The sequence below is a fragment of the Actinoplanes missouriensis 431 genome (assembly GCF_000284295.1).
In the GTDB taxonomy this organism is placed as follows: Bacteria; Actinomycetota; Actinomycetes; order Mycobacteriales; family Micromonosporaceae; genus Actinoplanes; species Actinoplanes missouriensis.
Genome location: NC_017093.1, coordinates 2,851,129 through 2,869,844 on the forward strand (window position 1 = coordinate 2,851,129; position 18,716 = coordinate 2,869,844).

Consider the following 18,716-nt stretch of genomic DNA (forward strand, 5'->3'; position numbering starts at 1 on the left):
GGGAGGACGGTCTGCCAGCGGTGACCCGGCGAAGCCGGGCGTAGGCTGTCTGCTCAGCGACCTGACCGGGCCGGACGGATGGAGATGGCGGCATGACCGCGGAGGACCGCACCGCCGTTGATCCGCCTGTGCGGACACCCCGCCGCTGGTCACGCACGGCGCAGACACGCGCCGCCATTCTCGCTGCGGCGCGCACCGTCTTCCTTCAGCAGGGATACGCCGACGCCAACGTCAGTGACGTGGTGGAGCTCGCCGGCAGCAGCAGCGGCAGCATCTATCACCACTTCGGCGGCAAACCCGAGCTCTACGTGGCGCTGTGGGAAGAGCACGAGCAGCGCTTGTACGACGCTGCCCGCAGTGCTGTGCAGATCGCGCGGAGCCGCGACGAGTCCGATCCGGTCCGGCTCTTCCTCGCCGGTGCGCGTGCCTATCTCGAGCAGTCCTGGCTCGATCACGGCATGTCCCGGTTGTTCTTCGCCGATGACAGCCCGCCGGGTTTCGAGCGGCTGCGCCGCACCCGCGCCCAGGCCTGGATCAGGGACAACACCCAGCTGCTCGGCGCTTCGGGGGAACCGGCCGGCCGCGTACTGGTGTCCGTGCTGTCCTCGATCGTCGCGGACGGCGCCTGGGAACTCTCCGGTGTCGACTCGCGCACCGAGGCGGAAGCGATCATCGAGGCCACGCTCGGATTCATCGGCAAGGTCGCCGGCTGACCGGCTGACCGGCTTTCGCCGCTGAGCCCCGTCGCGGCGCGAGGACGCGCCGCTTGCCTCCGCGTGCTGCCTCAGATTCCTACCTGTGGTGCGGGTCACACCGCTGAGGCATTCCAATTCTAGAGGAAATTCTAGAACCTTCTCGGGTATCGGCTGTTACCGTCGGCATCCGCAACGACCCTTGCGGACCGCGCACGCCGGCTGAGGCCACGCCGAGCCGATGACCAGTCCCGGGAGCGGACTGCGCCGGCACCTCTTGTGCCCCCGCTCGCGGTGGGCTCGCGATCGAAGGAGCTCGCATGACCGATCTGACCGGCAAAGTCGCTGTCGTGACCGGCGCGGCCCGGGGCATCGGGGCGGCCACCGCCCGCCGCCTCGCGGCCGACGGCGCCGCCGTCGCCGTCGCCGACCTCATCGAGGCCGATCTGAAGGACACCGTCGACGCCATCACCTCCGCGGGAGGCACTGCCGTACCCGTGACCTGCGACGTCGCCGACGAGGCAGCCGTCGCCGCCGCTGCGCGGCAGGTCGTCACCGACCTGGGTTCCATCGACGTCCTGGTCAACAACGCGGGCGTGCTGCGCGACAACCTGCTCTTCAAGATGTCGGTCGAGGACTGGGACACCGTCATGGGGGTGCACCTGCGGGGCAGCTTCCTCTGGGCACGAGCGGCGCAGAAGACCATGGTCGACAACCGCTGGGGAAAGATCATCAACCTTTCCAGCACCTCGGCGCTCGGCAACCGGGGCCAGGCCAACTACTCGGCGGCCAAGGCTGGGCTGCAAGGCTTCACCAGAACCCTGGCGATCGAACTCGGCCCGTTCAACATCAACGTCAACGCCGTCGCGCCCGGATTCATCGTCACCGACATGACCAGGGCCACCGCGCAGCGCATGGGCATCGACTTCGACGACATGGTGACGCGCTCCGAACAGCACATCCCGTTGCGCCGCAGTGGCCGGCCGGAGGACATCGCCGGTGTCGTGTCCGCGCTGTGCGGCGAGGACACCTCCTACGTCACCGGACAGGTCATCTACGTCTCCGGCGGCCCCGGCGCCTGATCAGAACGACCGCGCACGCCCCCTGCCAGTACCCGACGAAAGGCCCACCATGATCGACTTCTCGCTCTCCGACGAGGAAATCGCCGTCCGAGACACCGTCCGCACCTTCATCACCCGCGAGGTCATGCCGCTGGAGGAGCAGGTCCTGCGCAACGAGCGCGCCGGGCGTCCCGCGCTGGATCCCGACCAGCGCGCCGACCTGCAGGCCAAGGCCAAGGCGAACGGGCTGTGGGGGATCGACACCCCGGAGGAGTACGGCGGCGCGGCCCTCGGGCCGATCATGTCGGTCATCACCGAGATGGAGGCGGGGCGCACCTTCGTGCCGTTCCGGTTCGGCGGCAGCGCCGACAACATCCTGTACGCGGGCAACGAGGCCCAGAAACAGGAGTACCTGATCCCGACCATCAACGGCGATCGGCGCAGCTGCTTCGCCATCACCGAGCCCGGCGCCGGCTCCGACGCCCGCAACATCCGGACCCGGGCCGTACGCGACGGCGACGACTGGATCATCAACGGCGAGAAGATCTTCATCACCGGCGGCAACGAGGCCGACTTCGTGATGGTCTTCGCGGTCACCGACCCGGACAAGGGCGCCGACGGCGGCGTCACCTGCTTCCTCGTCGACCGCAGCATGGGCTGGACCTCCCAGCCGATCCCCACGATGGGCCAGTGGGATCCGGCGTCGCTGTCGTTCGACAACGTCCGCGTTCCCGCCCGCAATATCCTCGGTGAGGAGGGGCACGGCTTCAAACTCGCCATGCAGTGGATCGGCAACGGCCGCTTCCTCATCCCGGCCGGTGCCATCGGAGCCGCCGAGCGACTGCTGGAGATGGCGATCGAACATGCCAAGAACCGGGTCTCGATGGGCCATCCCATCGCCGACTACCAGGCCATCCAGTGGCAGATCGCCGACTCCCACCTGGAGATCGAGGCGGTCAAGCTGCTCACTCTGCGCGCCGCCTGGGAACTGCAGCACGGCAAGGACAACCGGCACACCTCGTCGCTGGCCAAGCTGTCGGGCTCGCTGATGGCCAACCGGGTCGTCGACCGGGTTCTGCAGATCCACGGCGGCATGGGTTACACCAAGGAGCTGCCGATCGAACGCTGGTACCGCGAGTTGCGCCTGCTGCGCATCTTCGAGGGCACCGACGAGATCCAGCGCCGTACCATCGCCCGCAACCTGCTCAAGGGACACGTCAAGATCGGGGAGATCGGGTGATCGAGCACCAGGTCGCCGGCCTCTTCAACCCGCGGGCCATCGCGCTGATCGGCGCCACCGACAAGTCACTGTGGTCGGCCAGCACCTACGCGAACCTGATGAGCTACGGGTTCACCGGTCCCGTCCACCTCGTCAATCCCAAGGGTGGCACCGTTCACGGGACGCAGGCGTACCCGACCATCGGGGACCTGCCCGACGGTGTCGACCTCGCCTTCGTCATGGTCCCCACCCATGCCGTGCTCGGGGTGCTGGAACAGGCGGCCGACAAGGGCATCACGTCCGCCATCGTGCTGACCGCGGGATTCGCCGAGGTCGGCGCCGAGGGGGCCCGGCTGGAAGCCGAGATCGTCGCCCTGGCCCGCCGCCGCAGGATGGTGATCCTCGGCCCGAACGGCAACGGCTTCATCAACGCGGCTCGCAGCATCACGCCGTACGGCATCGGCATCGTTCCTCCGCTGCTGCGCGGCCCGGTCGGCATCGTGCTGCAGAGCGGCGCCCTCGCCTCCTACGTCCTCGGATTCGCCAGGGCGCGCAACATCGGCATCAGCCTGATGGTGTCGATGGGCAACGAAGCCATGATCGGCCTCACCGACGCCGTCCGGTACCTGGTGCGTGATCCCGACACCAAGGTGCTGGCCCTGTTCATCGAATCCATCCGCGATCCCGCCGAGTTCGTCGCGATCGCCCGGGAGGCACTCGCGGCCGGCAAACCGATCGTCGCGCTCAAGGTCGGCCGCAGCCAGAAGAGCGAGAGCATCGCCAAGGCCCACACCGGGTCGCTGGTGGGCGACGACAACGTCGTCGACGCGGTGTTCCGGCAATGCGGTGTCATCCGCGTGGACGCCCTCGAAGACCTGGTCATGACGGCGGGCCTGCTCGCCCGGACCGGGCCGCTGCCCGGCAAGCGGATCGCTTTCGTGACCGCCTCCGGCGGCACCTGTGAGATCGCCGCCGACCGGGCCGACGACGAGCGGCTGGAGATCCCGGACTTCGCTCCGGCCACCGTCGAGCGGCTCACGCGGATCCTGCCGTCCTTCGCGACGGTGCAGAACCCCCTCGACGTGACCGGGTACGTCCTGGTCAACACCAACCTGCTGAGCGAGGCGCTGACGATCGTGGACGCCGACCCGGGCGTCGACATCATCGTCCTGGCCACCGACCTTCCCCGGGAACAGCCGGCCGACGAGGCCACGGCCACCAGTGACATCGACCTGGCCCGCGGCACCGCCGAGGCGATCGCGGCGTGCACCAAGCCGGTGGTCGTCATGGGAACCACACTCACCGACATCACCGCCTGGGGCCGCCACGTCGCCGAGGCCGTCGACTTTCCCGGAGTCCTCGGCGGCATCCACCACACCGCCACCGTCCTCGGCCGAGCCGTCGCCTGGTCGGACCACTGGCGCAAGGCACGCAACGTCCCGGCCGGGCCGGCTGAGCTCCCGCCGCCACTGGAGGTCGACGCCGTACCCGGCAGCACCTGGACCGAGCACCGAGCCGCCACCTTCCTGGCCGCCCACGGTGTGCCGATGGTGGACCAGCAACTGGCCTCCTCCGCGGAGGAGGCCGTCGCGGCGGCAGAACGCATCGGCTATCCCGTGGTGGTCAAACTGGCGGCCGATGTCGCCCACAAGAGCGACATCGGGGGAGTGGCGCTGGGACTGGCCGGCCCGGACGCCGTCGCGCAGGCGTTCGCCGCCGTCACGCACGCCGGTGAACGCGCCGGCGCCACCGTGCACGGCGCCGTGGTGCAGCCGATGCGCGACAGCGGTGTCGAGCTGCTCGTCGGTGTCATCCGCGATCCGGCCTGGGGACTCGTGCTCGCTGTGGGGCTGGGCGGGCTGTGGGTCGAGGTTCTGCAGGACACCGCGCTACGCCTGCTGCCGGTCGATCACCAGGAAGTCCTCGCCGCGCTGCGGGAACTACGCGGAGCGAAACTGTTCGACGGCGCCCGGGGCACCGAGAAGGTCGACCTCGACGCCGTCGCCGCGACTGTCGTCGCCATCGCCACCGTGGCGCATCGGCTCGGCGACCGCCTGGAATCGCTCGAGATCAACCCCCTTCTGGTTCACGGCGCACGGACCGAAGCCCTCGACGCGCTCATCAATTGGAGGTGAGCCATGCCGATGAACCTTGACGCGGTCGGCGCGTCGACCGGACCGACACGTATCGCATGGACCGAGACCGACGCCCTGCTCTACGCCCTCGGCGTGGGCGCGGGCCAGGAGGACGCGCTCGGCGAACTGGCCTACACGACGGAGAACACCGCGGGCGTACGGCAGCGGGTGCTGCCCACCTTCGGTGCGGTTCTCGCCCAGTTCCGTGCGCCCGCCGACGGCTCGCCCCGGCCCGAGCTGGACATCGGCACCTACGACCCGGCACAGCTGGTGCACGCCGAGGAGGCCGTCACCCTCGCCCGCCCGATCCCCGCGGCCGGGACCATGGACGTCACCACCACCCTCGCCGGCATCTACGACAAGGGATCCGGCGCGCTGGTGGTGTCCGACACCGTCGGACGGCTACCCGGCGACCCGCCGGACTCCCCGACCCTGCTCGTGCGCTCCTCCCTGTTCATCCGCGGAGAGGGAGGCTTCGGGATCCCCGGCCCGAAACAGCCGTGGGGTACGCCCGACCGGCGTCCCGACATGGCACTCGAAGTGGGCACCCGAGCGGATCAGGCGCTGCTCTACCGGCTCAGCGGCGACCGCAACCCCCTGCACACCGATCCCAAGTTCGCCGCCCGCGCCGGGTTCACCCGTCCCATCCTGCACGGCATGTGCACGTTCGGTGTGGTCGGCCGGAGGCTTCTCAGCGCGCTCGGCGACGACGATCCGGAACTGTTCGTGTCCATCTCCGGCCGCTTCAGCCAGCCGGTCTACCCCGGCGACAAGCTGAGCATCGTGGTCTGGTCCGACGGACCCGAGGCCCGCTTCCGTGTCCTGGGGCCCGAAGGCTGGGTGGTCCTCGACCGGGGAACCTTCGTCACGCGCCCCCGCTGATGCGGCGCACGAGGCACGGCGCTGGGCTCTCGCCGCAGAGGCTCAGCGCCGCGCTCCTCCCGTCCCACCACGAACAACGCATCCTCAGGCTGATTCCGGCAGCCGGCGCAGACGCGTCGAGACGACTCGGTCCCGCCCGGCTGCCTTGGCCTCGTAAAGGAATTGGTCCGCGAGCAGGGTGAGCCGGCCCGGATCGTCGACGTCCGTGGGCAGGCAGGCGACGCCGGCCGATACCGTCACGTCGACCTCGACGTCCGGGCCGGCAGAGCAGGGCCGGTCCCGGACGGCGGCGTGCATCCGATCCGCGACGGCCAGCGCCTGGTCGTGCGTCGTGGAGGACAGCAGGATCGCGAACTCCTCGCCGCCGTAACGGGCCGCGAGGTCCCCGCGCCGGACCGCGCCGGCCAGTCGGAGCGCCACCTCTCGCAGCACCCGGTCGCCGCCGTCGTGGCCGTAGGTGTCGTTGATCCGCTTGAAATGGTCGATGTCCAGCAGAACGACGGCCGTGCCGCGGTCCGGATCCGGCAGGTTGTGCAACTTCTCCTGGAAGTAGCGGCGGGTACGCAGGCCGGTGAGCTCGTCGGTCACCGCCATCTGGCGCTGAACCCTGACCAGCGCCGCCAACCGGCCGATCACCAGGAGCAGGATCAGCGCGCAGCAGGCGCAGATGAGCGGGATGTGCAGCGGGGCGTCCCGCAGGTATTGCACGAACAGTGTGGCCGGGGCCAGCAGCGACGCCAGTGCCAGGCCGGCGAGCTGCCCCCATCCCGCGTCCGGGGAACCGGCGGGCTTCGGCGCGTCGAGGTCGCGCATCGACGGATGCAGCCCGAGCAAGCCGACCAGCAGGGCGGCGGCGAGCCACATCACGGTCGAGACATTCCACATCCGGGCGATCCACGGGTCCTGTGGCAGCAGATCGTGAAGGGCGGTCAGGACGTCCGGCAGGATGGACAGCAGCAGGTAACAGGCGAGCACCCGGGCGGCCACCGAAGGACGGCCGCCACCGAGGAACAACCTCGTGGCGAGAGCCACCAGCAGCACGTCGCCCAGCGGGTACGCGATGGAGAGCAGCCGCATCGCCGGATGCCGGTCCGAGACGTCCAGTATCGGACCGATCAGGAAGACCCATGACAGAAGACCGGCGGCGATGGTGACGATGGCGGCGTCGATCACGCCGGGTAGATCCCAGTCCGGCGTCCGCCGCCGGACGACGAGCACCAGCGCGAGCACATTGAGCAGGTAATACAGCAGATAGAGAGGTTGTGTCACCGGCCAGGCGCCCGCCGGTAGCAGCGTCACGATCAGGTTCACGGCAACGCCGCCGGCCAGCAGCCGCGGCCACCATGCCGAGCTGTCGTTCACCCGGATCCCGAGAAGCATGCCGACGAGGCCGGCGGTCACCCCGGTGGCGAACACCGGGGTGGCCACCATCGTGGGGCCGTCGTTGAGGACCACGAGCGTGTAGAGGCCGAGAAGACAGGCGCCGGCGGCGGCATACCAGGCCCACAGGGGCACGCTCATCCACGGCGCCGACCGGTTCGCCGTGGCGGCCATGGTTCCCCCTCTGCGCGTCCTTCTCCAGAGATCTCGTCGGCAGCGCACACGGGCAACCGAGTCGTCCACCGGTGCATATCGGTTGCAGTACGCGCCAAAGCCGCCGCCAACCGGACAACCGGTCATCTTCGTGACCGGCGTCAACGGTCGATGCCGTGGCACGGCGGCACAATCGGGACGGCACGCCGGCGCAGCAGACTCGACAGGTGAGGCATTCAGCTTCGCCGTTCCGCGGAGCCGCGCGGGAATTGGGAGACCACCACGATGCAGATGGCCCCGGCCGACCTCCGATCCCAGCCGAAGTCCTGGGAGTTACGACAGATCTACGGGTGTTTCCCCACGGGCGTGGCCGCGGTCTGCGCCGCCGGCGCGCGAGGCCGGCCGATCGGAACGGCCGTCACCGGCTTCACGCCGGTCTCCCTGGACCCGCCACTGGTCGGAATCAACGTGCTGATGACGTCGACCACGTGGCCGCGGCTGAAGGCCGCACCGAGGATCGGCATCAGCGTCCTGTCACAGGACCATGATCGCGCCGCTGTCCTCCTCGCGGCCGGCGCCTCCGACTGGGTCACCGAAACGCCGCACGTCATCACCGCGGGCGGAGCCGTGCTCATCGACGGGGCGACTGCCTGGCTGGAATGCGCCGTCGACGCCCAGCACCGCGCCGGCGACCACATGATCGTGCTGCTGCGGGTGCTGTCCTGCGCCGGTGACCCGTCCCACCACCCCCTGGTCGTGCACGGCAACCGCTTCCATCGGCTGCGGGAGCTGTGATGCTCACGCTCCGGCCGCGGACCATCGGCGTCCCTTGGCACGCCGGTAAGCCGAGGGCGTCACACCGAGCATCCGTTTGAAGTCCGAGATGAACTGGCTGGCATCGGCATACCCCCAGCGCATCGCGATGGTCTGCACCATGTCGTCGGTGGCGACGACGTCGTGCAGCGCACGTTCCAGACGCCGGCGGCGCACCATCGAGCCGAAGGTCTCCCCGGTCCCGGTGTACAGCCGGTGCAGGGAACGTACCGATATGCCGTGGGCGTCGGCGGCCTCGGCAGGTGACGGCGACCCCAGACTCAACCGGTCATCGACCCACTGGCCGATCGACAGCCGCATGCCGTCATTGACCGCGAGACTCGACCGGGGGCGCCGGGTCTCCAGGACACTGATCAGCAGCTCGACGACCGCGTTACGCGAGGCAGCAGCGGCTGCCGCGTTGAGCCGGTCCGCTTCGGCGGAGATGCCGAGCAACAGGCTCTTGAGGATCTGCAGGGAGGGGTGCGTGGGATTCTCGCTGATCTCGCCCATCAGGGCGGCGGTGTCCGCGCCCCGCAACGGCAGCGCCCGCTTGGGAATCAGCGCCGTGATCTGAGCCATCGGCGTGAGCACCTCGGCCTGGGACACCAGCGCGCCGTCCCACACGTCCATCTGCTGGCAGATCAGGTGTTCACTGAAATCACCGAAGGTGACACGTTCGGTGAACTCGCGGGTGTTGACCGAGACCCCGATGTAGTGGGCCGCCGGACTGTCGCGTCCCCACCGCGTACCGAACGGCCCGGCCTCCAGGTTGATCACCGAGACATCGGCCAGCGGGTAGCGGTGCAGCCGGCCGGTGAAGGTTCCGCTCTCGAGCGGAAACCACACCGCGTCGGCCAGCAGGCTCGCGATGAGGGCGTTGCCCCAGGACTGCACGGACGCCGAGCTGATCGGTCCGTCGGCGTGCACCTTGCCGATCGTTTCCATGGCTACCTCCCAAACGCCCTGAATCCGAGCAGAACATGAAGAATGCGGGAGTGCGGGTTCATAATTTGCTGCGCATATTACGGGGAAAGACGGCTCATCGTTAGTGGCAGGTAAATCGAGAATTGGCCGCCACCGCCTGGCATGCAAAGCCGATCAGATGGCGCGGTCGCTCAATTGGGCTCGTGACTGTTACGGGAGATTGAACCCACCGGCGTCCGCGGCCATCGAACGTCAAGGATCCGGTAACGAAGTCTTCAGTTCTCACGTCCGGAATGCGGTGCCGATCCCGCCGCGGACGGCCGACCCGGCCCACCCTGTTCTTGCGGTCGATGGTGCCCGCCGGGCCCACGGCGAACGCCTCTATGTCTTCGACAACCCCGAACCGTTCATGACGGGCCAGCCCGCTGTGGGGAGCGCGATGAGCAGTTTCGATACACCTCCGACTGACCTCCCGGATCCATCCGGTCGCGGCGTCGTCGCGGCCGACGGCGCCACGGTCGCGCCGGCTGCCGCCGATCTGCCGCGCGTGAGCAAGAAGTTCATCATCGCCTACTCCCTGGCGTCGCTCGCCACGGCGACCGCGGTCAACACACCCATCTTCATCACGCTGGCGCTGCGCATCGCGGAGATCGCCCCCGATGACAAGACCATCGATTATTCGATGCTGTCGAGCGCGGGCATGCTGGTAGCCACGCTCTGCATCCCCGTGGTGGGCACCCTCAGCGACATGACCCTGAGCCGTTTCGGCATGCGCCGTCCGTGGTTTCTGTTCGGCCTGCTCGGGACGTCCATCGGCTCGGTGCTGGTCGGTATGGCCGGCAGCATTCCGACATTGGCGGTCGGCTACCTCGTGATGTGCGCGGCCGGTACGGCCATCACCATCCCGCTGCTGGCGGTGATCGCCGACCGGGTCCCCGAACACCAGCAGGGTGTGCTGAGCGGGGTGGTCGGCGGCGGCAACCTGATCTCCTCGATGCTGGGCAGCATCGTCGTCGCGCTGATTCCGAGCAGTTCCTTCTGGCAGGTCAACCTGCCGATGGTCGTCTGCGTCGTCGCGGTGCTGGCCTTCGCCCTCTTCCGGGACAAGACCTTCGCCGAGCAGCGGCCCAACGGCCCGCACATCGGCATGCGGTGGAGTGACGTGCTCGACAACATGTACTTCCGCCCGCGTGAGGCGCCCGACTTCGCCCGGGTGCTCGGAGCGATGTTCCTGGTGACGATCGGCGTGGCCCTGTCGTCCACGTACACCGTCTACTCGCTGCAGGACCACGTGAAGGTCGACTCGTCCGACCTCAACAACAGCGTTGCCTTCGTGACCATCTTCGCGACCCTGCCCGCCCTCGTGCTCTCCCCGCTCGCCGGGTCGCTCGCCGAGAAGTACGGCCGATGGCGGCCATACTTCGCAGCGGGCGCCCTGATCGCCGCACTCGGCGTGCTGATCTCCTTCGGCGGCCGGACGCTGCCGTGGTACTACACGGGCGCGTTGATCAACGGCGTCGGCACCGCCCTCTACAGCGGCGTCTACGTCGGCTACGCGATCACCACGATGGGCGACACCGAGCACAAGGCCAGAAACCTCGGCCTGACGAACATCGCGTTGTCGCTGCCGCTGGCGATCGCGCCGTTGCTCGGCCCGATCTTCCTGAACATCGGCCCCGGTGCGGGCGACAACTACGTCAGCCTGTCGCTGGCCGCCTGCGTGTTCATGGCGGCGAGCGTCCCGGTGCTCTTCCGGATCCGCAGCGTGCGCTAGACCGCTGCGGCGAGACCGCGGCAGGTCAGGGGACCGCTCGGCGGTCACCTGACCTGTTCGCGTGAGCGTCCGCATCAGCGCCCCCGGACGACCGGTTTCACCGGGTGTGCGGGCGCGCCCGCACGGCGGATCTCCGGCAGCAGCGCCGCGACGGAACGGCCGCGGGCCGCCGAGAACCAGACCCCGGCGCCGTAGGCGAGATCGTCGAGGCGGCGGGCGACGCCGTACCGGACCGGGTCCAGATCGATACCACCGCGCGCGTACTCGGTGCCGTACTCCAGAACGACGTCGGCGACGGCGGCGACCGCGGCCGCCCGCCTGACCCGCCGGGAGACGAGACAGCCGGCGACGGTGACCGGCCACCAATGCCGGGTGATCAGCGCGCCCGCCTGCTGCAAGGCATTGACCACGCCGCCCCCGGCCAGGCGTGCTCCCAGTGCGGCCGCATTCTCGACGTCCAGCTTCCGGGAGATCCGCACCGCGGTGCCGGTGAAGATCAGTGCTGCCACGGGCAGCGACCAGCGCCGCTGCGCCAGCAGCGCCACTGTGAGAGCGGCGCTCCAGGGCGGCAGGATCGCGGGCGCCACCGACTGCGGATGACGCTCGGCCAGCGGATGGGCGCCGGTCCCGTATTCCGCTTTGCGGACGAGCCAGTCACCGAACCGGCTGCGATGCTCATGCGCGGCCGCGACCGCCGGTTCGAACCGGACCCGCCAGCCGCGGGCGACAGCGCGCCAGCCGAAGTCCACGTCCTCGCCGACGCGCATCCGTTCGTCGAAGCCGTCACCGATGGCGCTCACCCGGGCGACCAGGCAGGCGGTGGAGACCCACGAGACGTACGAGCCCGGCCGCACCGACGCCGGCCGGGCGCCCAGATCGAGCGAGGACCGGGACTGTTCGAAACGACCGATCCATGTCTGTGACTGCGCGGTGCGCAGACCCGTGATCCGGGGAACCGCGACGGCGGTGCGGGGGTCGGAGAAGTGCCGGAGCAGCGTCGGCACCGTGTCCTCGTGCAGGACGATGTCGGAGTCGACGAAAGCGACGAACGGCGTCCGTACCAGCCGCAGACCGGCGTTGCGGGCACCGGCCGGCCCCACGTTGCGGGGGAGGCAGACGATGCGTGCGCCGTGCTGGGCCACGACCTTCTCGATGCTCGCCGGATCCTCCGAGGCGTCGTCCACGACGATGACCTCGCTGCCGGCCGGGATGCTGCCCAGTAAGCGGTTCAGCTGATCGGGCCGGTCACGCACCGGGATGACATAGGTGCAGCGGGCGTCGGAGGGCGGGCTGAGATCAGCGACGAGTGGGTGAGCGAGGGCCAGGTCCAGCAGCCGCTCGGCGAGCGCGGCGCTGGCCGCGTCGTGAACCCGCAGGATGCACCCGCGCAACATCTGCCGCGCTCGCGGCTTGAGTCGCAGCAGGTGGGTGGTCGGCGCGCCACCGAGCAGCGCACGGCCGTTGTCGACGCGCCGGGTCTGCCGGTCGAGCACCACGGCGAATCCCGGCGGCAGCGCGGCCGAACTCGGAGCGCTCATGACCGTTGTGCCTCTCTGTCCTTGCGGTTCGCCGGATAGGTCAGGCGCCCGCGATGGTCCGGACTGAAGACGCGAATCCGCCGGAGCGTCGTGTTGACCACGGCCTCTATCAGGATCATTCCCTCGTAGGCGTTCGCTCCCGCAGGATCGCCCAGCACGCCGTTGGGGGAGACGGCTCGAACGCCGTCCTCCATCAGCAGCGGCATCAGTTGCTCGATCGGCCGGGTGTCACCGGCGGCCGCCAGTGACATCCGGACGTGCGCGGGCGCCAGGTAGAGCATCGCCGAGGTCTCGGATCTGCCGGCATGGGCGTCGCCGCCGGGGAACGCGCAGCCGGTCCACGCGACGTCATGGCCCTCCGCGCGCATCTGAGCGACAGCGTCGTCGAGAGCCCGGGCGTTGCCGCCGTGACCGTTGATCAGGACGATGCGCCGGGCCCACAGGGCCAGCGAGCGCACGGTCTCGATGATGACCGTGCGCAACGCTTCGTACCCGATGGACATGGTGCCGGGGAAGCCGGCGTGTTCGCCGCTGTTGCCGTAGGCGATCGGCGGCGCCACCACGGTCCGCTCCGGCAGCTGCCTGGCAACCATGTCGCTGACCGCCGTGGCGATGGCGGTGTCGGTGGTCAGCGGCAGGTGCGGGCCGTGCTGCTCGGTGGAGCCGACCGGCACCAGAACGAATCCCGCGGAGGTGGGAACGTCCGGCCAAGTGGCACGGTCCAGTGAGATGATCATCGGTCGGCGGGTGAGTGGCGGGGTTCGGCCGCTCCCAGCGTGCGGGTGAAGCCGTCCGGGATGGACAGATCATCCGGGCTGAGGCCGGCGACCTCGGAGTGGCCCAGACCGAGGACGGCCGAGTCGAGGCCGCTACGGAGGACGTCCAGGACGTTCTCGACGCCCGCCTGCCCGTTGGCGGCCAGACCCCACAGGTAGGCCCGTCCGATCAGCACGGCATGGGCGCCGAGCGCCAGAGCCTTGGCGACGTCGCCACCGCGCCGGACACCGCCGTCGAGCAGCACCTCGATCTGATCGCCGACGGCGTCGGCGATGGACGGCAGGATGCGGATGGTGGCGGGTGTGGTGTCGAGGTTGTTGCCGCCGTGGTTGGAGACCGAGATCGCTGAGACACCGGCGTCCACCGCGCGGCGGGCGTCGTCGACCCGGCTGACGCCCTTGAGCAGGAACGGCCCTCCCCACTCCTTGGCGAGCCAGCTGACGTCCTCCCAGGTCGGTGGCGTGGTCTGCATCCACTCGCCGTAAGCGCCGAAGAAGGTGGGCGCCTGTCCGCCCGGTGGCTGCAGGTTCGGCGTGGTCAGGTCCGGCAGCCGGCCGGTCTTGGCGAACCGCCACAGCCAGCCCGGGCGTGGCAGCACGTCCGGGGCGAGCTTGACCATCGTCTTCAGGTCGATCTTGTCGGGGATGGTGGGGCTTCCCCAGTCCCGGCCGTGGGAGAAGGACCAGTCGAGGGTGAGGATCAGCGCCTTGCACCCGGCCTGACGTGCGCGTTCCATGCGCTGGACCATGGTGTCGCGGCTGCCGCTCCAGTAGAGCTGGAAGGCGGTGTTGGGGTTGGCGGCCACGACGTCCTCGACCGGCTTGGACGCGAACGAGCTCAGCCCCATGATCACGCCGCGGTTCGCGGCGGCACGGGCGACGGCGACCTCGCCGTCGGGGTGGACCGCCTGAACGCCGGTCGGGGAGATGACGACCGGCATCGCCGACGGCATGCCGAGCACGGTGGTGCCCAGGTCACGGACGCGGTGATGGCCCACCACCCGCGGTGCGAAGCCGAGCTCGGCGAAGGCGCTGGTGTTGTCGTCGATGGTGCGCCCACGCTCGGAACCGGCGATCAGCGCGCCGTAGACCACGTACGGCAGGCGCTTCTTGGCGCGGCGCTGTGCCTCGGTGACCGTCTCGAACCAGGGGTTTCTGAACATGAAGGGGGCCTTTCGTGTTTCGAGGTCCGAGCGCCTTCTACAGAGCGCGTGTCTCGGCCAGCGGCGACTCTGCGCACGGGCTGGCGGGGGGCCGGGTCAGCTCGGCGCGGCGGCTGATGCTCACCGGCACCGCTCGTGCGGAGCGGCTCGCCGGTGCGGTGCGGTGCGAGTGATCGCCGGACGGCTTGGGCACCTCGCCGCGGGCGGCGAGCAACGGCTCGCCGTAGCCTTGGACGCACTCCGGGTCGGGACCGTCCAGCGGGAGGCCGGTGAAGAACTTGGCGGCCATGCAGCCGCCCTTGCAGGTGTCGAAGAAGGCGCACGAGCTGCACGCGCCGCCCTGCTGGGGTTCCCTCAGCCGGCGGAACAGCTCGGATTCGCGCCACACGTGCGCGAACCCGCCGCGATCGCGGACATTGCCGGCCAGGAATTCGTCGTGGATGGCGAACGGGCAGGCGTAGACGTCACCGATCGGGTCGATCAAGCAGACGACCCGGCCGGCTCCGCACAGGTTGAGGCCGGGAAGCGCCGCGCCGAAGGCCGACAGGTGGAAGAACGAGTCCCCGGTCAACACGTTGTCGCCGTGCGCCACCAGCCAGTCGTAGAGTTCCCGCTGCTGTGCCGGCAGGGGATGCAGGTCGTCCCAGACGTCGGCGCCCCGCCCGGAGGGGCGCAGCCGGGTCAGGCGCAGCTGGGCGCCGTACCGGTCGGCGATCTGTTTGAAGGCGTCGAGCTGCGGGATGTTGTGACGGGTGCAGACGACCGAGAGCTTGAAGTTCTTCATCCCGGCGTCGGCGAGGTGGCTCATGGCACGGATGGCGGTGTCGTAGGAGCCGTTGCCGCGCACCGCGTCGTTGACGTCGGCGGTGGCGCCGTCGAGGGAGATCTGCACGTCGACGTAGTCGTTGCCGGCCAGCCGGCGGGCGATCTCCGGTGTGATGCGCACGCCGTTGGTGGAGAACTTGACGCCCACCTGGTGTGCGGTGGCGTAGTCGAGCAGCTCCCAGAAGTCCGGCCGGACGGTGGGCTCGCCACCGCCGATGTTGACGTAGAAGATCTGCATGGCCTGCATCTCGTCGATGACCGCCTTGGCCTCGGCGGTGCTGAGCTCCCGGGGGTCTCGGCGCCCGGAACTCGACAGGCAGTGCGAGCAGGACAGGTTGCAGGCGTAGGTGAGTTCCCACGTCAGGCAGATCGGTGCATCGAGCCCGTGTTCGAACAGGTCCACCAGCCGTTCGGCGGTCGCGGTCATGGGGTGAGGTTCCTTTCGGCGAGCATGGACGATCTGGCGAGCGCGGCGAGTGCTCGCGCGTAACGGGGCAGGTCGTCCTCGGTGACGCCGGCGGCGTGGCAGGCGGCGCGGGCGGTGTCGGATTTCTCGAGGTTCTGCACGATCGTCAGCAGCCGGCGTTCTTTCAAGAAGGACAGTTGCCTGGTGCTGAAGTGGTAGAGCAGGGCGCCGAACGGCTCGGGCCGCACCGAGACCTGCGGGTGCAGGTCCCAGGCGCGGTCGAGGTCCAGGACGGCCGCCGTCACGGGTCGCATGTCGACGGGCCTGGTCGGCGGCTCAGTAGACGCCGCACATGCCGTCGATGGAGACCTCTTCGATCAGCTCGTCGGTCTCGACGAGGGAGTCGACCGGGGTCGTCTCGACGCTGGTGTCGGGTGCCGGCTGCGGGGTCTGTGTGTCGTCCATGGGTCGCTCCTAGGTGAGGGAAACGGTGGCGCCGCTGTGACCGGCGTCATGCGAAGGAGGTTAATGGCATCAAGTGCCAAAATAAAAGGGCACCTGGTGCCAAAATTGCGACCTCATCGTCTGTCCGGCACCGCTCACCTGCCGTGGCGTCAATCGTCGACAGCGTGGCGCGCGTTCCCTATGCGCCCGGATCCGCTGCCACGACAGTGGAGTTGCTCCCGGCCGGCCGGCGCATCGCCGACGAGGACCCGGTGCGGGTCATCCGGTCGGGCAGTCCCCTGCTCCACGCCGCCCGGGCTGCCGCCGACGTTTCGGCTCGAGCCGGCCGGCGGATGAGTGATCACTGAGGGAACGCGAGGAGAACCATGGAGATCGGCCTTTTCTACGCCTACCAGTTGCCGGACACGACGCCCTCGGAAGGGTTCGAGTGGGATCTGCAGACCGCCCGGTGGGCTGACGGCTACGGCTTGACCGAGGCGTGGTTCTCCGAGCACTACACCGTCGGGTACGAGCGGTGGTGCTCGCCCGAGCTGCAGATCGCCGCGGTCGCCCGCGAGACGACCTCCCTGCGGCTGGGCACGGGCGCGAACCTGATCCCGTACCACCACCCGGTCGCCCTCGCGTACCGGCTGATGATGCTCGACCACATGACCAAGGGCCGGCTGATGGTCGGGTTCGGCGCCGGCGGCTTCTCGACCGACGCGCACCTGTTCGGCACGCAGATGCCGGCCCAGAACCACGAGATGCTGGAGGAGGGGCAGCAGCTCATCCGCCAGATCTGGGCCAACGAGGGCGAAGCGCTGAAGGTCGCCGGCAAGCACTTCTCGGTGGACATCCCCGCGCTGGAGCAGCCGCTGCATCTCGGTAGCCACTGGCGGCCGTATCAGCCGGGTGGCCCGCGGGTGGCGGTCGCCGGGTTCACCCCGGCGTCGTCGACCATCCGCGAGGGCGGTGCCCGCGGTGACATCCCGATGTCGATCGCCTTCACCAACGAGTACCTGGCCAGCCACTGGGCGGCGTACTGCGAGGGGGCGGCCCGCACCGGCGTGACGCCGAACCGGGAGGACTGGCGCATCGTGCGGGACGTGGTGGTGGCCGACACCGACGAGGCCGCGTGGGAGCTGGCGTACTCGGAGCCGTACCGGCGTGTCTACGAGGAGTGGGTGATCCCGCACAACATGCCCATGCTGCTGAAGATGATGCCGGGGGTGCGGCCGGAGGACATCACCTTCGAGGCCTTCAGCCAGGGCTGGATCGTGGGCTCGCCGGAGACCGTGACCGAGGCGCTGGTCGCCGAGCAGCAGCTGACCGGCGGGTTCGGCAAACTCCTGGTCCACAACATGGACTTCCACCGTGAGCCGGACGGCTACCGGCGACACCTCGAGCTGCTCGGCACCGTGGTCGCCCCGGCCGTCACCGAGCGCACTGCTGCCCTGTTCGCCGCCAAGTGACACCCGGCCGCTGACATTCCTCTGATGGAAAGGAACACCATGGGTCTTCTGGACGGCAAGGTTGTGCTCATCACGGGGGCGGCCCGCGGGCAGGGACGCGCCCACGCGGTCGAGTCCGCACGGCACGGAGCGGATGTCATCATCACCGACATCGCCGCCCCGGTTGACAGCATTCCCTACGACCTGGCGGTCAAGGAGGACCTCGAGGAAACCGCCCGGCTGGTGCAGGAGCAGGGCCGGCGCGCGATGACGAGCGTCGTCGACGTCCGCTCCCAGCAGGCCTTGGACGACGTCGTGGCGCGGGGCGTGGCCGAGTTCGGCAAGATCGACTGTTTGATCGCCAATGCCGGGATTCTGAGCATCGGCACTCTGTGGGAGATGGACGACAAGACCTGGCAGGACATGATCGACATCAACCTGACCGGCGTCTGGCGGTCCGCCAAGGCGGTTCTGCCGCACATGGTCGAACGCCGGAGCGGTTCGATCGTGATGATCGCTTCGAGTAACGCCGACGACCCGGATCCGGGCATCGGCCACTACACGGCGGCGAAGGCCGGAGTCGTCGGCCTGATGAAGAACTTCGCCGTGGAGGCCGCGCCCTTCAGCGTCCGGTGCAACGCCATCAAGCCCGGCTTCGTCGGCACCACGATGGTGGGATGGCAGGGCATGCTCGATCGTTACGCCGGTGGCGAGGGCGGCACCCTCGACCACATGTACGCGGCCGGGTACTACTACAACGCCCTGCCCACCCCGATGCTCGAGCCGGATGCGGTCGCCCGGGTCGCGGTGTTCCTCAACTCTGAGCTCGCTGAATTCGTCACCGGTCAGCACTTCTTCGTCGATGCCGGGCACTCGGTGCTGCCGCGTTCCAACATGGCCGCCGAGATCCCCACCGACTGACGGATCCGCCCGATACCCCTGAAGTGGCCCCCTGGGCAAGCGGCGCCGAGCGGTATCCGCTCGGCGCCGCTTCGCCATCCCCGCGGCGTGCCTGCGCCGTTGCCACCGATCGAAGCCTCACCGGCCCACCGGGACCTGGGCCGGCCCCTCACCGCA

Annotated in this window: 17 protein-coding genes; 9 read left to right on the forward strand and 8 right to left on the reverse strand. The window is 69.3% G+C overall.

Annotation, left to right across the window (positions count from 1 at the left end; translation table 11 throughout):
• Positions 1 to 92: 92 nt before the first annotated feature.
• The 5 genes from AMIS_RS13365 (at position 93) to AMIS_RS13385 (ending at position 5,989) form a co-directional block, all read left to right on the forward strand.
• Entirely contained in the window at positions 93 to 713 is a 621-nt protein-coding gene (locus tag AMIS_RS13365; RefSeq protein WP_014442825.1) for a TetR/AcrR family transcriptional regulator, read from the forward strand.
• Positions 714 to 1,012: 299 nt separating this feature from the next.
• A complete protein-coding gene (locus tag AMIS_RS13370) occupies positions 1,013 to 1,774 on the forward strand; it encodes an SDR family NAD(P)-dependent oxidoreductase (protein ID WP_014442826.1) in 762 nt (253 codons plus the stop codon).
• Between the two features lie 52 nt (positions 1,775 to 1,826).
• Positions 1,827 to 2,993: an acyl-CoA dehydrogenase family protein gene (locus AMIS_RS13375; protein WP_041830817.1), complete on the forward strand. Its 1,167-nt coding sequence runs from the start codon at positions 1,827 to 1,829 to the stop codon at positions 2,991 to 2,993.
• On the forward strand, positions 2,990 to 5,107 hold the full coding sequence (locus AMIS_RS13380; protein ID WP_014442828.1) for an acetate--CoA ligase family protein: 2,118 nt from the start codon (positions 2,990 to 2,992) through the stop codon (positions 5,105 to 5,107). The genes AMIS_RS13375 and AMIS_RS13380 overlap by 4 nt, the downstream gene beginning before the upstream one ends.
• A gap of 3 nt (positions 5,108 to 5,110) precedes the next feature.
• Positions 5,111 to 5,989 (forward strand): MaoC/PaaZ C-terminal domain-containing protein, encoded by an 879-nt coding sequence (locus AMIS_RS13385; protein WP_014442829.1) that lies wholly within the window; start codon positions 5,111 to 5,113, stop codon positions 5,987 to 5,989.
• Between the two features lie 84 nt (positions 5,990 to 6,073).
• Here the strand turns inward: AMIS_RS13385 and AMIS_RS13390 are convergent, their stop codons facing one another.
• Positions 6,074 to 7,543 (reverse strand): GGDEF domain-containing protein, encoded by a 1,470-nt coding sequence (locus AMIS_RS13390; protein ID WP_014442830.1) that lies wholly within the window; start codon positions 7,541 to 7,543, stop codon positions 6,074 to 6,076.
• Between the two features lie 264 nt (positions 7,544 to 7,807).
• On the opposite strand from AMIS_RS13390, the gene AMIS_RS13395 reads away from it, so the two are divergent.
• Positions 7,808 to 8,317, forward strand: a complete 510-nt coding sequence (locus tag AMIS_RS13395) for a flavin reductase family protein (protein ID WP_014442831.1) — start codon at positions 7,808 to 7,810, stop codon at positions 8,315 to 8,317.
• 3 nt (positions 8,318 to 8,320) lie between these two features.
• On the opposite strand, the gene AMIS_RS13400 is transcribed toward AMIS_RS13395, so the two are convergent.
• Positions 8,321 to 9,283: an AraC family transcriptional regulator gene (locus AMIS_RS13400; RefSeq protein WP_014442832.1), complete on the reverse strand. Its 963-nt coding sequence runs from the start codon at positions 9,281 to 9,283 to the stop codon at positions 8,321 to 8,323.
• Between the two features lie 418 nt (positions 9,284 to 9,701).
• On the opposite strand from AMIS_RS13400, the gene AMIS_RS13405 reads away from it, so the two are divergent.
• Positions 9,702 to 11,036: an MFS transporter gene (locus AMIS_RS13405; RefSeq protein ID WP_014442833.1), complete on the forward strand. Its 1,335-nt coding sequence runs from the start codon at positions 9,702 to 9,704 to the stop codon at positions 11,034 to 11,036.
• Between the two features lie 74 nt (positions 11,037 to 11,110).
• On the opposite strand, the gene mftF is transcribed toward AMIS_RS13405, so the two are convergent.
• Genes mftF through mftA form a run of 6 tightly spaced genes read right to left on the reverse strand, consistent with a single transcriptional unit; the run spans position 11,111 to position 16,209 of the window.
• A complete protein-coding gene (gene mftF / locus AMIS_RS13410; RefSeq protein WP_014442834.1) occupies positions 11,111 to 12,574 on the reverse strand; it encodes a mycofactocin biosynthesis glycosyltransferase MftF in 1,464 nt (487 codons plus the stop codon).
• A complete protein-coding gene (gene mftE, locus AMIS_RS13415; protein ID WP_014442835.1) occupies positions 12,571 to 13,311 on the reverse strand; it encodes a mycofactocin biosynthesis peptidyl-dipeptidase MftE in 741 nt (246 codons plus the stop codon). Before mftE ends, mftF begins: the two co-directional genes overlap by 4 nt.
• A complete protein-coding gene (gene mftD / locus AMIS_RS13420) occupies positions 13,308 to 14,513 on the reverse strand; it encodes a pre-mycofactocin synthase MftD (protein ID WP_014442836.1) in 1,206 nt (401 codons plus the stop codon). The genes mftE and mftD overlap by 4 nt, the downstream gene beginning before the upstream one ends.
• Before the next feature lie 37 nt (positions 14,514 to 14,550).
• On the reverse strand, positions 14,551 to 15,765 hold the full coding sequence (gene mftC / locus AMIS_RS13425; protein WP_014442837.1) for a mycofactocin radical SAM maturase: 1,215 nt from the start codon (positions 15,763 to 15,765) through the stop codon (positions 14,551 to 14,553).
• On the reverse strand, positions 15,762 to 16,058 hold the full coding sequence (mftB, locus tag AMIS_RS13430; RefSeq protein ID WP_014442838.1) for a mycofactocin biosynthesis chaperone MftB: 297 nt from the start codon (positions 16,056 to 16,058) through the stop codon (positions 15,762 to 15,764). The genes mftC and mftB overlap by 4 nt, the downstream gene beginning before the upstream one ends.
• Before the next feature lie 22 nt (positions 16,059 to 16,080).
• Complete coding sequence (gene mftA, locus AMIS_RS41200) at positions 16,081 to 16,209, reverse strand: mycofactocin precursor MftA (protein ID WP_014442839.1); 129 nt, start codon at positions 16,207 to 16,209, stop codon at positions 16,081 to 16,083.
• Positions 16,210 to 16,574: 365 nt separating this feature from the next.
• On the opposite strand from mftA, the gene AMIS_RS13435 reads away from it, so the two are divergent.
• Together AMIS_RS13435 and AMIS_RS13440 are read left to right on the forward strand one after the other, a co-directional pair.
• Positions 16,575 to 17,660 (forward strand): LLM class flavin-dependent oxidoreductase, encoded by a 1,086-nt coding sequence (locus AMIS_RS13435; protein ID WP_014442841.1) that lies wholly within the window; start codon positions 16,575 to 16,577, stop codon positions 17,658 to 17,660.
• A 24-nt stretch (positions 17,661 to 17,684) separates the two neighbouring features.
• Entirely contained in the window at positions 17,685 to 18,560 is an 876-nt protein-coding gene (locus AMIS_RS13440; RefSeq protein WP_014442842.1) for a mycofactocin-coupled SDR family oxidoreductase, read from the forward strand.
• Positions 18,561 to 18,716: the final 156 nt, after the last annotated feature.

Excerpts from the sequence above, each read along its gene's own strand:
- AMIS_RS13365 (WP_014442825.1), top strand. The coding sequence starts at position 93 with ATGACCGCGGAGGACCGCACCGCCGTTGATCCGCCTGTGCGGACACCC.
- AMIS_RS13370 (WP_014442826.1), top strand. The coding sequence starts at position 1,013 with ATGACCGATCTGACCGGCAAAGTCGCTGTCGTGACCGGCGCGGCCCGG.
- AMIS_RS13385 (WP_014442829.1), top strand. The coding sequence starts at position 5,111 with ATGCCGATGAACCTTGACGCGGTCGGCGCGTCGACCGGACCGACACGT.
- AMIS_RS13390 (WP_014442830.1), bottom strand. The coding sequence starts at position 7,543 with ATGGCCGCCACGGCGAACCGGTCGGCGCCGTGGATGAGCGTGCCCCTG.
- AMIS_RS13395 (WP_014442831.1), top strand. The coding sequence starts at position 7,808 with ATGCAGATGGCCCCGGCCGACCTCCGATCCCAGCCGAAGTCCTGGGAG.
- AMIS_RS13400 (WP_014442832.1), bottom strand. The coding sequence starts at position 9,283 with ATGGAAACGATCGGCAAGGTGCACGCCGACGGACCGATCAGCTCGGCG.
- AMIS_RS13405 (WP_014442833.1), top strand. The coding sequence starts at position 9,702 with ATGAGCAGTTTCGATACACCTCCGACTGACCTCCCGGATCCATCCGGT.
- mftF (WP_014442834.1), bottom strand. The coding sequence starts at position 12,574 with ATGAGCGCTCCGAGTTCGGCCGCGCTGCCGCCGGGATTCGCCGTGGTG.
- mftE (WP_014442835.1), bottom strand. The coding sequence starts at position 13,311 with ATGATCATCTCACTGGACCGTGCCACTTGGCCGGACGTTCCCACCTCC.
- mftD (WP_014442836.1), bottom strand. The coding sequence starts at position 14,513 with ATGTTCAGAAACCCCTGGTTCGAGACGGTCACCGAGGCACAGCGCCGC.
- mftC (WP_014442837.1), bottom strand. The coding sequence starts at position 15,765 with ATGACCGCGACCGCCGAACGGCTGGTGGACCTGTTCGAACACGGGCTC.
- mftB (WP_014442838.1), bottom strand. The coding sequence starts at position 16,058 with ATGCGACCCGTGACGGCGGCCGTCCTGGACCTCGACCGCGCCTGGGAC.
- mftA (WP_014442839.1), bottom strand. The coding sequence starts at position 16,209 with ATGGACGACACACAGACCCCGCAGCCGGCACCCGACACCAGCGTCGAG.
- AMIS_RS13435 (WP_014442841.1), top strand. The coding sequence starts at position 16,575 with ATGGAGATCGGCCTTTTCTACGCCTACCAGTTGCCGGACACGACGCCC.
- AMIS_RS13440 (WP_014442842.1), top strand. The coding sequence starts at position 17,685 with ATGGAAAGGAACACCATGGGTCTTCTGGACGGCAAGGTTGTGCTCATC.